This is a genomic window from Swaminathania salitolerans (assembly GCF_007988945.1).
Classification (GTDB): Bacteria; Pseudomonadota; Alphaproteobacteria; order Acetobacterales; family Acetobacteraceae; genus Swaminathania; species Swaminathania salitolerans.
In genome coordinates this window covers 856,589-869,583 of record NZ_BJVC01000001.1, presented here as the reverse complement: position 1 = coordinate 869,583, position 12,995 = coordinate 856,589, and the positions used below count along the sequence as shown (strand labels likewise).

11 protein-coding genes are annotated in these 12,995 nt (G+C 63.9%); 3 read left to right on the top strand and 8 right to left on the bottom strand.

Annotated elements, in window-relative coordinates:
- Window positions 1–5 precede the first annotated feature (5 nt).
- From SSA02_RS03595 to SSA02_RS03575, 5 genes are read right to left on the bottom strand one after another with little or no spacing between them, the layout of a single operon-like run.
- Window positions 6–1,583, bottom strand: coding sequence for a gamma-glutamyltransferase family protein (locus tag SSA02_RS03595; RefSeq protein WP_147092505.1), 1,578 nt, complete (start codon window positions 1,581–1,583; stop codon window positions 6–8).
- Window positions 1,583–2,920 (bottom strand): AtzE family amidohydrolase, encoded by a 1,338-nt coding sequence (locus SSA02_RS03590; protein WP_147092504.1) that lies wholly within the window; start codon window positions 2,918–2,920, stop codon window positions 1,583–1,585. The genes SSA02_RS03595 and SSA02_RS03590 overlap by 1 nt, the downstream gene beginning before the upstream one ends.
- Window positions 2,917–3,090: a DUF4089 domain-containing protein gene (locus tag SSA02_RS03585; RefSeq protein WP_147092503.1), complete on the bottom strand. Its 174-nt coding sequence runs from the start codon at window positions 3,088–3,090 to the stop codon at window positions 2,917–2,919. The genes SSA02_RS03590 and SSA02_RS03585 overlap by 4 nt, the downstream gene beginning before the upstream one ends.
- Entirely contained in the window at window positions 3,087–4,529 is a 1,443-nt protein-coding gene (locus SSA02_RS03580; protein ID WP_147092502.1) for an NAD(P)-binding domain-containing protein, read from the bottom strand. Before SSA02_RS03580 ends, SSA02_RS03585 begins: the two co-directional genes overlap by 4 nt.
- Window positions 4,530–4,531: 2 nt before the next feature.
- On the bottom strand, window positions 4,532–5,230 hold the full coding sequence (locus SSA02_RS03575; protein ID WP_246103586.1) for an HAD family acid phosphatase: 699 nt from the start codon (window positions 5,228–5,230) through the stop codon (window positions 4,532–4,534).
- A 381-nt stretch (window positions 5,231–5,611) separates the two neighbouring features.
- Between SSA02_RS03575 and SSA02_RS03570 the strand changes: the two genes are divergently transcribed.
- Entirely contained in the window at window positions 5,612–6,295 is a 684-nt protein-coding gene (locus SSA02_RS03570; RefSeq protein WP_186807653.1) for a TetR/AcrR family transcriptional regulator, read from the top strand.
- Here the strand turns inward: SSA02_RS03570 and SSA02_RS03565 are convergent.
- Window positions 6,264–7,424: an MFS transporter gene (locus SSA02_RS03565; protein WP_222591052.1), complete on the bottom strand. Its 1,161-nt coding sequence runs from the start codon at window positions 7,422–7,424 to the stop codon at window positions 6,264–6,266. The two genes, SSA02_RS03570 and SSA02_RS03565, sit on opposite strands and share 32 nt — an antisense overlap.
- Before the next feature lie 104 nt (window positions 7,425–7,528).
- On the opposite strand from SSA02_RS03565, the gene SSA02_RS03560 reads away from it, so the two are divergent.
- Both SSA02_RS03560 and SSA02_RS03555 read left to right on the top strand, forming a co-directional pair.
- Complete coding sequence (locus SSA02_RS03560) at window positions 7,529–8,848, top strand: aspartate aminotransferase family protein (RefSeq protein WP_147092500.1); 1,320 nt, start codon at window positions 7,529–7,531, stop codon at window positions 8,846–8,848.
- Window positions 8,849–9,155: 307 nt separating this feature from the next.
- Window positions 9,156–10,559: an NCS1 family nucleobase:cation symporter-1 gene (locus SSA02_RS03555; protein ID WP_147092499.1), complete on the top strand. Its 1,404-nt coding sequence runs from the start codon at window positions 9,156–9,158 to the stop codon at window positions 10,557–10,559.
- 125 nt (window positions 10,560–10,684) lie between these two features.
- On the opposite strand, the gene SSA02_RS03550 is transcribed toward SSA02_RS03555, so the two are convergent.
- Window positions 10,685–11,269: a CDP-diacylglycerol diphosphatase gene (locus tag SSA02_RS03550; protein ID WP_186807652.1), complete on the bottom strand. Its 585-nt coding sequence runs from the start codon at window positions 11,267–11,269 to the stop codon at window positions 10,685–10,687.
- 225 nt (window positions 11,270–11,494) lie between these two features.
- Window positions 11,495–12,985: a Ppx/GppA family phosphatase gene (locus SSA02_RS03545; RefSeq protein ID WP_246103585.1), complete on the bottom strand. Its 1,491-nt coding sequence runs from the start codon at window positions 12,983–12,985 to the stop codon at window positions 11,495–11,497.
- Between the last annotated feature and the right edge of the window lie 10 nt (window positions 12,986–12,995).

Below are 12,995 nucleotides of genomic sequence, written 5' to 3'. Positions count from 1 at the left end.
TGCCCTCATAATGCCGCCACACCGCCATCACTGCGCGGATCGGTCGCGCCTTCCATCGTTCCGTCCCGGTAGCGGCGTATCGCACCGGCATGACCCATGGCCGTTGCAAACGGCGTCAGTGTCTCGACCTCATGACCCAAAGCCCGCAATCCGTCCACGATCGACGGATCGAAACGCGTTTCGAGCTTGAGCGTGGTCGAGGTCTCGCCCCAGGTTCGCCCCAGCAGCCAGCGCGGCGCCGTGATCGTCTCCTGAAGGCTCAGCCCCGCGATCACGTTGCGGGCGACGATCGCCGCCTGGGTCTGGGGCTGCCCCTCTCCTCCCATGGTCCCGTAGACCAGAAGCGACTCGTCATTCAGAGCCGCCATGGCCGGATTGAGGGTGTGAAACGGCTTTCTGCCCGGGACGAGGCTGCGCAGCATTCCCTGCCTGAGGTCGAAACTCGCTCCGCGATTCTGCCAGACGATGCCCGTTTCGGGGAGGACGACACCGGAGCCGAACTCGAAATAGAGGCTCTGGATCATGCTCACCGCCCAGCCTTCGGAATCCATGACCCCGAACCAGGTCGTATCGCCATGCTGGACCGGATGCGGCCAGGTCATGGCACGATCGAGCGCAATGCCGCCCGCGAGCTCGTCGAGGGCTGCCGGATCGCTCAGGAGCCCCTGAGGCGATGCCGTCATGATCGCCGGATCGGCAATCGTGCGATCGCGCCACAGAAAGGCTGCCTTGGTCGCCTCGACCCAGCGATGAATGTCCTCGACCGTATCGGCACCCTGCACGCCGAGCCGCTCGGCCAGCGCGAGAATAAGGAGCGATGCGGCGCCCTGGGTCGGCGGATGGACGTTGAAGAAACGGCCGTGATGCAGAGATGCTGCGAGAGGCTCGGAGAGAATGGCCTCATGATGATTGAGGTCGTCCAGCCGGACGGGAGAGCCGCATGATTCGAGTTCCGCGGCGATCGTATCGGCGAGCTTGCCATGATAGAAATCGCCCAGCCCGGCATCGGCCAGACGCCGCAGGGTACGGGCGAGAGCCGGATTGCGATGAACCGCTCCGGCGATCTTCATCTCCCCGTCCGGCAGGAAAAGTGCGGGAAAATTCGGCATATGGCTGAGCGTGTCGAGATGCGCGGCCATGAGGCCCGCCATGCTTTCGGTCACGACCATCCCCTGCTCGGCGTGACCGATCGCATCCTGGAGCAGGGTCGCAAGAGACATCTGGCCGCCCGCATAGGCGAGCGCGCGATTCCATCCCGCAACGGTTCCGGCGACCGTATTGGCAGCGAGACCGCCGCGCCATGGCACTGCGTCGAGACCGGCATACAAGGCAGGGGTCGCGGATCGGGCAAGCCGTCCGCATGCGTCGATCGCGCAGACCGCGCCGTCAGGACGGCGTATGAGCCAGAAACCGTCTCCTCCCAGCCCGGTCATATGGGGATATACCACCGAAAGCGTCGCCGCCGTGGCAACCGCCGCCTCGACCGCATTGCCACCGGCCCTGAGAATGTCGCGACCCGCCTGAGCCGCCAGATGATGCGGTGCGGTAACCATGCCACGGCAGGAACGGGCACTGAAGAGCATCAATCCTCCCTCAGGCGCGCGCGCGCCAGTCCGTCGGCCTCGAGTCTTTCGGCGAGAGCGATGAGCTGATCCTCCCGACCGGGTCGCGCCACGAGCTGAAGACCGAGGGGAAGTCCCTCTCCGGCCAGGCTCTCCGCCAGAGGAAGGGCAAGAACCGGGAAACCGGCCAGGGTCAGCGGCTGCGTGTAATGGCCGAGATTGGCACGGGCCGAGACCGTCTCGCCGCCGATCGTCACCGTTGGCGTATCGTAGCGCGGTGCCGGCCCCATGACCGCCGGAGCGACCAGGATATCCGCATTCTCGAAAGCCGCATGCATGGCCGTGCGGAAAGCACGACGCATCTTGTGGGCGCGAAACACGGTCGGAGCCGGCACGAGTGCCCCGGCCAGAAGACGGTCGCGTACCGCGGGATCGTACTGACTTGCGTCATGCCTCAGACGATCCAGATGCAGGGCACCTCCCTCAGAGGCGCTGATCAGGAAGGCAGCGGCCCGCGCCGCGGCCACATCGGCCACCGTGATCGTCTGCCCAATGCCCAGAACCTCGCAGAAATGGCCGAGTGCCCTCTCCATCTCTCCGGTCATGTTCTCTGCGAACCACCCTCCGAGGCGGGCAAGCCTCAGCGTGGCGGGATCGACCCGGGCGAGGCTCTCTGCGGAGAGAACCTCGAAAAGCGTCCGCAGATCGGAGGCACGGGCACAGAACGGGCCGACCGTGTCCAGACTGGCCACGAAGGGATAGGCCCCATCGAGAGGAAGCCGGTTCTGTGTCGCCCTCAGACCCCATACCCCGCAGAGCGACGCAGGGACCCGTATCGAGCCATTGGTGTCGGACCCCAGCGCGAAGGGAAAATATCCCGCGGCCACACCTGCTGCCGACCCGCCGGAAGAGCCTCCTGCGAGATGATCGTGGTCATGCGGGTTTCGCGTCAGGCCGAAATGCGCGTTGTCCGTCGCAAATCCGTAAGCGAACTCGTCCATGTTGGTCGTCGCGACCGGAATGGCTCCGGCAGAAACGAGCCGGGAGACGAGGACGGCATCCCTGCGGGCAGGACTCGCATTTGCGAGGATCCGCGAACCGGCCGTGGTGACCATCCCCTCGAGATCGAAGAGATCCTTGACCCCGAACGGCATTCCGGCCAGAGGGCCCGGATCGCCCCCTTGCAGGACGGCGCGATCGATCTCGCGCGCCTGACGCAATGCCCGCTCGGACAGCAGACGCGTGACGGCGCAGAGCGCGCCATCCTCTCTCCCGATACGTGCGAGGGAGGATTCCACGATCGAGACAGCCGATCGCATGCCGTTTCTGACCGGATCTCCCGGATGGGACAGGGTCATGGCCGATACTCGAAGGCTGGCTCGAGCCGCTCGGGCAGATCCACCGCCTCGAGAATGGCCGCGTAATGCTCGAGCAAGGCGAGATTCCTCAGAACGGGGTCGCGATAGGCCTCCGGTACGGTCAGATCGAGCGCCGATGCGCGGATGATCAGAGCGGTTTCGTCATTCATCGCAGGATATCCCGCTCGCGCCCGAGGCTCGTCAGCTCCTCCGTGTCGTAGGACAACAGGCTTTCGAGATGCGCCTCGCCATCCTCGACGAACAGGGCGCAGGCGATCGAACGGGCAAGCCGATCGACGCCGAAGCGCATACCGCTGATCGATGCGCCCGAAAGACCCATGCTCGGCGTGGCCGCGAAGGTGAAATTGTGGATCGCGGCCAGCATCGGCGCATCGGAACGCGACGGATCGCGAGGCAGGAACTCGCTACGCTTCCCGAGATAGGGATAGGAGTCGAGCACGACGCTTTCTTCCCCTGCGGGTGCCTGGAACCTGTCGCCCCACAGGGCAATATTATCCGCAAATGGCGCTGTTTCCGGACGTTGGGTGAAATCGACGACGAAACCCGTACCGAGAATGACGTAGTCGAACGTCATGGGGCCATGAGGTGTCTCGACAATGACGGTGTCATCCTCGCATCGTGCATCGTTCCAGGGCGTATCCCCGTGGAAACTGAACCCATCATGACGGCTGCACCGCCAGAATGTATCCTGCGGCGGCGGCTGGTTGAGATCGAAGATACGACGCATGAACCGCCAGCGCGTCAGATCCGGAAGCTCGGGGAAATGCCCCAGAAACCCGGCATTTTCCATCCAGCGATAGGGGTTGATGCGCGGCAGGGTCTTGCGCCGGATGCAGACACTGACCGAAGCCGCCCCTGCTTCGAGCGCCGTCGCTGCATTGTCGAAAGCCGATGCGCCCCCGCCCAGAACACCGACCCGCTTGCCCCTGAGCGCCTCGAAATCGATCGGCTGATGGGTGTGAGCGTAGAGATGGGCGAGAATCCGCTCGTGTATGAACGCAGGGACGTGCCACGCTCCGCTGCCTTCGATTCCGGTGGCAAGCACGAGCCGTCGGGCGATCGCCTCATGGACGGCGCCTGCGGCATCGCGGAAGGTGAGATGGAGGAGATTGTCCCTCCATTCGATTCCCTCGAGCGTCCTGTCATGGATCACGGGCAGGGCGAGGGTTTCGGAATACCAGTCGAGATAGGCCTGCCAGTCGTGGCGGTCGATCTTGTCGAGCGCCTCCCACGCCGCGGAGCCGTATCGCGCCTCGTACCATGCGCGCGGCGTGAGGGAGGGAATACCGAGATCCGGTCCCGTGACGTGTTTGGGCGTACGCAGGGTGATCATGCGCGCGAAGGTGGTCCAGGGCCCTGCCTTGCCTTTTTCCGCGCGTTCGAACACGGCGACATTATGCACGCCGATCCTTTGCAGGGCGAAGCAGGTCGCAAGTCCTCCCTGGCCGCCACCGATCACGGCGACGTCCAGAACCGTTTTCCCCTCTTCCTGCCGGGGCGGAACGACCCATTCCCCCGATGCATAGGCGATATGGTCCAGATCGTCGCGCACCCGACATGCGAGCGCTTCCAGAGCTTCAGTCTTCATGATCACGGTACCCGATAGAATGGATTGGGAAGAAGAAAGCCCCGCTCGGCGTGTCCCCCGGCGAGGTCGGAGGGCTGATCGCCGATCGTGGCCAGAATGTGGAAACCTCTCGCCTCGATCCGCGCACGTGCCGCCGCCTTGTAATCGGCCGCGGAGGCCGTGCGGCTGCCGTCCGGACGCAGAACGAGGCCGGACCATCCGGCATAACCCGCTCTGGCGAGATTGCGGATCGTATCGGCGCGCTCGTTCTCATATCGCCCCGTGATGAAAAACACCGCGACGCCGAGACGACGGGCCATTCTGTAGAAATCGAGCGTCGGTGCGATGGCTTCCGCTTTGGCGGCCCGCTCCCAGGCCTCTGCACCGCAGGGGCCTTCCGGAAGCCCGTCGCAGCGCCCCGAGCGGAAATAGGCGAAGCGATTGGCCTTGAGCTCGGGCCAGTTGCTCAAAGCGGTCTCGTCGATATCGAGAATGACGGCAGGGTTCGGGTATTTCCCAGCCTGTGCCCTTACCCAGCCGGATGCCCGGGCCATGACCGCGCGCATGTCCCGCTCATAGAGACCGCTATCGTGATAGGCATAGGCCGCCGTCACGGCATCGCCGACATTGACCGGCTGGGCCATCGCCGTGCCGGAAAAGCCGGGAGCCGATCCGCTTCCGCCCAGCAGCGCCAGAAGCGCCAGAAGCGTCGGCACCAGCATCGGCGTCAGGCGCCATTTGTTCGTGCGGTCCGGGCGTACCCGGCCTGACGGAAGCGACCGTATCCGGAATATTTTCCCCTCGCAGCAATGTGAAGGACCGATCGAACTCACCCTGATTCGTACTCCCTGATCTCGACCGCCTCGTTCCGGCGCCATCGTCATGATGGTGAAATGAAACAGATGGCGCGGGGAACGTCCAGTGCGCAACATGGCCTCCGCTCCGGCAGGATAACGCAGTCAGGAGACGATTTCTTGCCCCTTCTGTTAATTCCCTATTAATTTTTGCGCTCTTGCCTGATAAAGCGGGGTGGATTAGGGCGTATTTGGCAAGAACAACAGACCCGGGAGACCGATTTGGGTGTGCCTCGCGAAATAGCCGTCGTGTCGATTATCGAAGCGGCGCAGAAAATATTTTCGGCGCACGGATTTTCCGGTGCGAGTATCGCCGGGATTGCGCGCTGCGCAGGCATACCCAAAGCGAATGTGCATTATTATTTTTCCACAAAGGAAATCCTGTACCAGGAGGTTCTGCGCCGGACGATGCATGCATGGCTCGGGGAGGCCGAAACATGGCTGACCATGACCGCAAGCGCTCCCGACGCGCTGCGGGGCTATATCCGCGCCAAGCTCGATTTTTCCCGCAACAATGCCGAGGCGTCGCGGCTCGTCGCGCATGAGATCATCAGCGGGGGCAAATACATCTCCCAGTATCTCACCAGCGTGCTCAGGGAAGAAATCCGTCCGATCGTCACCGCGCTGCGTTACTGGATGGCGCGCGACGAACTGCCCCGGACCGATCCGGTTCATTTCCTGTTCTGCCTCTGGGCGATGACCCAGTGGTATGCGGACATGCGCGTCCAGGTGGTCGCCCTGCTCGACAAGACGGAGCTGGATCAGCAGGATTTCGACGATGCGGCCGAGACGATCCTGGCTCTCGTTCTGAAGCAGCCCGGCCTCGCCCGGTTGGAACAGGAACCCCGCTTTCTCCATGACATCCAGTACAGGAAGAAAGCCGTCTCTCCGGTCGGTGACGCTAATCGGCTGACGCGACAGGAGAACGGGTGAACAGCACGATGAGGAAACCGATGAGCGCGAGGACTGTCCCGCTCATCGAGACAGCGCCGTAGCCCAGACCTCCGGCAAGGACGAGACCGCCGATCCACGCCCCGAGCGCGTTTCCGAGATTGAACGCGCCGATATTGACGGAAGACGCGAGAGCGGGTGCGCGGGACGCTGCCTGCATGGTGCGCATCTGAAGCGCTGGCATGAGAGCGAACGACGCCGTGCTCCAGAGCAGGATGCCGCCAACCGCTCCGAAGGACGTCGTGGCGAGAGCGGGATAGATCAGCATGATCGCCCCGAGCACGGGAAAGACGCAAAGGAGCGCAAAACGTGTGGACCGATCGGCCAGTCTGCCCCCCAGAGCCGCGCCGAGACTGAAGCCGACGCCGATCGTCATCAGCACAACGGTCACAAGGGCGTTACTCGCGCCCGTGATGCTGTGAAGAAACGGGGCTATATAGGTGTAGAGCACGAACATGATCCCGGCCCCAAGCGTCGTCACGGCAAGGGCGAGCAGCACGTCGGCACCGATCAGGACGCGCAACTCACCGAGGATATCGGGTCGCGCCCCGCGCCCCCTGGCAGGCAGGGCAAGGGAAAGCGCGAGTGCCGCAACAACGCCCAGAGAGGCCGTTACCAGAAAGGCGACCCGCCACCCCGAAGCGGTGCCGAGCCATGTCGCCGCAGGAACGCCGAAGATATTGGCAATAGTCAGCCCCATGAACATCGAGGCAACCGCCGAAGCACGGCGTTCCGCAGGAACGAGGCTGGAGGCCTCGACGGCACCGAGACCGAAGAATGCCCCATGCGAAAGACTGGTCACGACGCGCCAGACCATCAGCCAGACATAGGTCCCGCTGAATCCCGCCCCCAGATTTCCCACGACATAGAGACACATCAGAAAGACGAGCGCGCGCTTGCGGGATACGGCGCCGAGCAGCAATGTCATGAACGGAGCGCCGAGCATCACGCCGAACGCATAGGCGCTGACGAGCCCTCCGGCCCGGGGGACGGAGACGTGCAGGTCTCTGGCGATGACGGGCAGAAGCCCCATCGGTGCGAATTCGGTCGTGCCTATGGCGAAAGCCCCTGCGGCGAGGGCCAGTATCGCGAGCCTGGGATTCGCCATCATATCTTCGCTCCGGGTAAAGCTTGCACAAGGTCTTCTGACTTTTCAGGGACGCTGGACCATGCCACGGTCCCGCTTCAATCCTCAACCGGAGTGCGAGACCGAAAATGAGCCATCCGACCCCCGACAGCAATCACGACGCGCTCTGGCTCCCCTTCACGGCCAATCGCCAGTTTCGCGATGCGCCGCGCATGCTCGTCTCCGCCAAGGGCATGTATTACCGGGACGACAAGGGAAATGAGGTTCTCGATGGCTGCGCCGGGCTCTGGTGCGTCAATGCGGGTCATGCGCGCCCCAGAATCGTCGAGGCAGTTCAGAAGACGGTTGCGACCCTGGATTTCGCCCCGGCCTTCCAGATGGGTCACCCCCTCGCCTTCGAAGCCGCCGACCGGATCGCACGTCTCGCCCCGAACCCACTCAATCACGTCTTCTTCTGCAATTCCGGCTCCGAGGCGGGCGATACGGCACTCAAGATCGCGCTCGCCTATCATCGGCTCCGTGGCGAGGGGGCACGTACCCGCCTGATCGGACGTGAACGCGGTTATCACGGCGTGGGCTTCGGCGGGATCTCGGTCGGCGGGATTTCCGGCAATCGCAAATTGTACGGATCGATGCTCAATGGCGTCGATCACCTGCCGCATACCCTCGATCTCCGACGCAACGCCTTCTCGCGCGGGCTCCCCGAACACGGCGCCGAACTGGCGGATGCGCTGGAGCGTATCGTCGCGCTGCATGACGCCTCGACGATTGCCGCCGTCATCGTCGAGCCCATGGCCGGTTCGACCGGCGTTCTCCCCGCGCCGAAAGGCTATCTCAAGCGTCTGCGCGAGATCTGCACCCGCCACGGCATTCTCCTTATCTTCGATGAGGTCATTACCGGGTTCGGCCGTCTCGGTGCCTCGTTCGCCTCGGAGAAATACGGCGTCGTGCCCGACATCATGACAATCGCGAAGGGAGTAACCAACGGCACGATTCCCATGGGCGCCAATATCGTGTCGGATGAGGTCTTCGACGCGTTCATGCAGGGGCCGCGCGAGGCGATCGATCTGCCTCATGGCTACACCTACACCGCCCATCCCGTTGCCTGCGCCGCCGCCATCGCAACGCTCGACACCTATGCCGAGGAGCATCTGTTCGAACGGGCGGCTGCACTCTCTCCCTATTTCGAAGAGGCCGCCCATTCCCTCCGGGATGCGCCCCATGTGATCGACATACGCAATGAGGGACTCGTGGCAGGGATCGAGCTGGCGCCGCGCGCGGCCAGCACCACCCGGGCCTATGAGGTGTTCGAGCGCGCGTTCCACGCAGGTGTGCTTCTGCGCTACACCGGCGACATCATCGCGGTTTCTCCTCCCCTGATCATCGAGAAAGCCGAGATCGACAGGATTTTCGAAACCATCGGGACGATCCTGCGCAGCCTGGACTGAGATCTGCCGACGGGCACCTGCCACCTGCCGACGGGCGCCCGGCGAGACCGTGCGAACCGGAGTCGCCCGCTCGGGGCCGGCCGACAGGATCGACGTTGGCGAAGGCGGCGGCCGGGTCGGCGCAGAGACGGCGGCGGAGACGGCAATGAAAGCGGCGGCCTCATCCGCAGCCCTGCCGGCGGATTCCGGCAACGCAGCCTGATCGCGACGCCGGAACGACCTTCCGGCGTGACAGGACCGGATTGTTCCGTATCGGAAATGTGTGGGGTTCCCCTCGCCTTCGTCCCGTGTCAGGCTGCCGATCGCCATGAACGAGACTTTCGATCCCAGCCTCTATAACGAGGATCTCGCCCCCATTCCCCCGGACCAGCGCCAATGGGGCTGGATCAACATGGCGACGATCTGGATGGGGATGGTTCATAACATCGTCGTCTACGAAGCCGCCGCCGGTCTCATGGCCCTCGGCTTCTCGGCCATGGAATGTCTCGAGATCGTCGCCGTGGCCTATGCCATCCTGTTCGTGACGATGTGGTTCAACGCCCGGGCCGGAACGCGCTACGGCATTCCGTTCTGCGTTCTCATCCGCGCCTCGTTCGGGACGCGCGGCGCCCAGGTGCCCGTGCTCCTGCGCGGATTCTGCGCGATTTTCTGGTTTTCGGTGCAGGCCTATGCCGCGACCCAGGCCATCGACGCCATTCTCGGTACGGTATGGCCCGGATGGAACGCCTTCTCCACGCCGGTTCTGGGCATGAGCCTCCATCGCTGGGGAGCGCTCGCGCTCGTCTGGCTTCTTCATGGCTGGGTGATGAATCACGGTATCGAGCGTATCGGCAATTTCGAGCTCGTGGCGGGTCCTCTTGTCATAATCGTCGGCGCCTGCGCAACGGGATGGGCGCTCAAGGTCGGACACGGGCTGGGCCCGCTCTTTTCCACACCTTCCACCCTCCATGGCTGGGCCTTCGTCACGGCCTTCGCCGGCGGGGTGACCGGCATGATCGGCATGTGGGCAACCTTCGCCGTCAATATTCCGGATCTTTCGCGATTCGTCCGCTCGCAGCGCGATCAGGCCATCGGCCAGGCCATCGGCCTTCCCCTTACGGCCCTCATCTTCACGCCCATGGCCATCATCACGACTTCAGCGACCGTGCTCCTCTTCGGCCATCCCATCTGGAACCCGGTCGATCTGCTTCTGGCTCTGGGTCATCCGGTCGTGACCGTTGCGGGCGGCGCGGTCATCGTGCTCGCCACGCTCTCGGTCAATGTCGTGGCGAATATCATGCCCGCCTGCTACGATCTCATCAACGTGCTGCCGCGCACGCTGAATTTTCACAGATCGAGCTATCTGGTGCTCATTCTCGGCGTCGCCTTCATGCCCTGGCTCTGGTTCAGCGAAGCCGGGAGCATCTTCCACATACTGGATATCGTCAGCGGATTGCTCGGACCGGTGACGGGCATCATGCTTGCCGATTACTTCGTGCTCCGCCGGGAGAAACTCGCCGTTTCCGAGCTCTATCGTCATGACGGACGCTACGAGGGAAAACGGGGCTGGGGCGTTCCTGCCCTGATCAGCTTCGTCCTGGGCGGACTCTGCGCGATCAGCGGCAGCGTGTTCCCTGCCCTGTCTGCGCTGAACCAGATCTCATGGTTCGTCGGTCTCGGAGTCAGCGGCGTTCTCTATCTCGCTCTGGCCTGGCCGCAACGCACGCGCTGACGGGCAACCCGCGGCGGTCGTCGGTCCGGAGCGGGATGAGCGACAGACATGCCGGTCAGGGCGGATCGGCCGGGGCAGATCGGCCGGGGCAGATCGGTCAGGACAGATCGGTCAGGGCGCGCTGATCAGGGCGCGTCGGTCAGAACGCGGCAGGTGTGATCCTGCAACTCTTCTCCCGACGCACGGTCTCCGTCTTTCGCGACATCGTCCAGAAGCACGTATCCCGCGCCGAGCGGCGCGAGAACCAGCGTGTGTGCGCCCATCTCGCTCTCTGGATGTGCCATATCGGCGGCAAGGATCCGGAAGGGCGATCCGTTCAGCGTGGCGAGATACATGGCGCGGTAACGATGCCCGTGCAATGTCTCTGTCAGAACGCGCCAGCGCGGTCCGATCCGGTCCGCGGCGCGATCGAGCGCGTCGCGAATCGCCGGATCGAGACAATCGAGATGGATATGAAGCTGGTTCTGCGAGCGCCCGCCGACCGAATTGATGGCGAGCGAGAGCATGCGCGGATCGATGAAACGACCGTAATCGTGGCCGACACGCGCGCGATAGGCCCAGGCCAGAGCGAAATAATTCGGCGTTTCCGGCAGGAGAAGCGCGGCACTCTCCATTCCGGCACGCCGGACCGTCGGGATCAGAAGATACTGGCCGCGCCCTTCCACGCTGTGCAGAAGGGCGAAACCCCCGTGCCGGATCGTAGACCGCACAGGGACTGCCGGATTTTGCGCAGCCCTCGCCGACAATGTGCCACAGGGCATCGGGATCGTGCCTGTGCACCTTCCCCGGTGGCGTGACCGCAGCACCTGCCAAGGACGACACGGCCGGGCACAGAAAGCCCAGACCGACACCCAGATAGATGCCCAGACGGACGCCCGGACGGACGCCCGCGCCGACCCGCGATATCGCACCCGACCCCGAGGGCCGGATCGCTCTCATGATGCGGGTTCGGCAGCAAGAGAGAGGCTCTGGGCCAGTCTTTCGAGACGACGCCTGACACTGCCCGTCGTCGTGAAGGTGCCGGGACCTTCCTGGGACAGACCGAGGATTCCATCCTCTATCGAGAGCGTGGTATCCTTGAGAAGCGCCGATGTGCCCCCGCAGATCGTATAGGCGAGCCTCAGGGCAAAACCGAGCTGCACGGCCCGCTCGCATTCATCGGGCAGGAGCAGGCGGCGGGACGTTTCCATCAGCGCATCGGCCGGATCGGCCTCATAACGCACGGCAAGGGCGAGCGCCACGAAGGCACGGGCACGATGGGTGAAGCCGACCCCGTGCATCCTCATCACGCGCAGATAGGTCTGCGCCGCGCGATATTCCGGATGATCGAAGGAACCGATATCGGACATGCGACAGGTCATGTCCCGCAGATCCGTCTCCGAAGGGGTCTCATGAGGAAAAAGCGGGGCCGTCCAGCGGATCAGATCCTCCGGCAGGTCCAGGCTGCGCCCGAGCCGCGCCGCGGCTTCATCCGCGAGCGCCCGGCATGGATCCTGGGATGCGACATCGAGACCGACCTTGCGCATGTACCAGCCTTCGCGCACGCCATCCACGCTGAAGACGATCTGGGAAGGCTGAACGATCCGCATGAGGCGACGCAGAACGGTCGCGGCATAAGGCACGTCATCGAGGCGCTTGCGCGGGAAGCCGGGAATTTTCTCGAGAGTCTTGCGCGGCGTATCGATGAGCCACGTGACCATCTCGCGCGCCTCGTCGGCGCCGAGCGTATAGAGATGAACGATATTGAGCGGATAATGCGTGCGCGCGATCTGCAACCGGGCGAGCGCCCGAAAGGCGCCGCCGACGAGATAGAGGGGCTTTCCCTTCAATGCCGGAAGCCATGCGACATCGTCGAGATCTCCCTCGACGAGTTCCCGTGCCCGCTTGAGATCGCCCCCGGCCCTGTCGGACAGGCGAATGACCCCGAGCGGCCTCGTGCAGGCGGCATGATGGCGCCCGTCGGCAACGCGGATCAGTTCCAGAGAGCCGCCGCCGATATCAGCCACGACGCCATCGGCATCGGGAAGTCCGCACAGGACGCCGGTCGCAGCGTAATCCGCCTCCTCCTCGCCAGAGAGGATACGGATCGGCACATCGGGCATGCAGGCATTGAGCGTCTCGACGAACTCCCTGCCATTGGACGCATCTCTCACGGCGGCGGTGGCGAGAACCTCGAAAGGATGGGCGTCCATGGCGCGGGCGATCGTGTTGAACCGGCTCATGACATCCTGAGCAAGAAGCAATCCCTCCTCGTTCAGCCGTCCCGTCTGTTCGAGCCCCCTGCCGAGGCGCAGCGTCGCCTTCTCGTTGAAGATGGGGATGGGATTGCGTGTCACCCCTTCGAAAACGACCAGCCGGACAGAATTCGAGCCCAGATCGACAATAGCGGCCCGATGATGGCCTTGTGGAGCGTCAGACCGCGTCACTTCACTCTCT

Coding starts and splice junctions, on each gene's coding strand:
- SSA02_RS03595 (WP_147092505.1), bottom strand. CDS start 1,583: ATGCTCTTCAGTGCCCGTTCCTGCCGTGGCATGGTTACCGCACCGCAT.
- SSA02_RS03590 (WP_147092504.1), bottom strand. CDS start 2,920: ATGACCCTGTCCCATCCGGGAGATCCGGTCAGAAACGGCATGCGATCG.
- SSA02_RS03585 (WP_147092503.1), bottom strand. CDS start 3,090: ATGAATGACGAAACCGCTCTGATCATCCGCGCATCGGCGCTCGATCTG.
- SSA02_RS03580 (WP_147092502.1), bottom strand. CDS start 4,529: ATGAAGACTGAAGCTCTGGAAGCGCTCGCATGTCGGGTGCGCGACGAT.
- SSA02_RS03575 (WP_246103586.1), bottom strand. CDS start 5,230: ATGCTGGTGCCGACGCTTCTGGCGCTTCTGGCGCTGCTGGGCGGAAGC.
- SSA02_RS03565 (WP_222591052.1), bottom strand. CDS start 7,424: ATGATGGCGAATCCCAGGCTCGCGATACTGGCCCTCGCCGCAGGGGCT.
- SSA02_RS03560 (WP_147092500.1), top strand. CDS start 7,529: ATGAGCCATCCGACCCCCGACAGCAATCACGACGCGCTCTGGCTCCCC.
- SSA02_RS03555 (WP_147092499.1), top strand. CDS start 9,156: ATGAACGAGACTTTCGATCCCAGCCTCTATAACGAGGATCTCGCCCCC.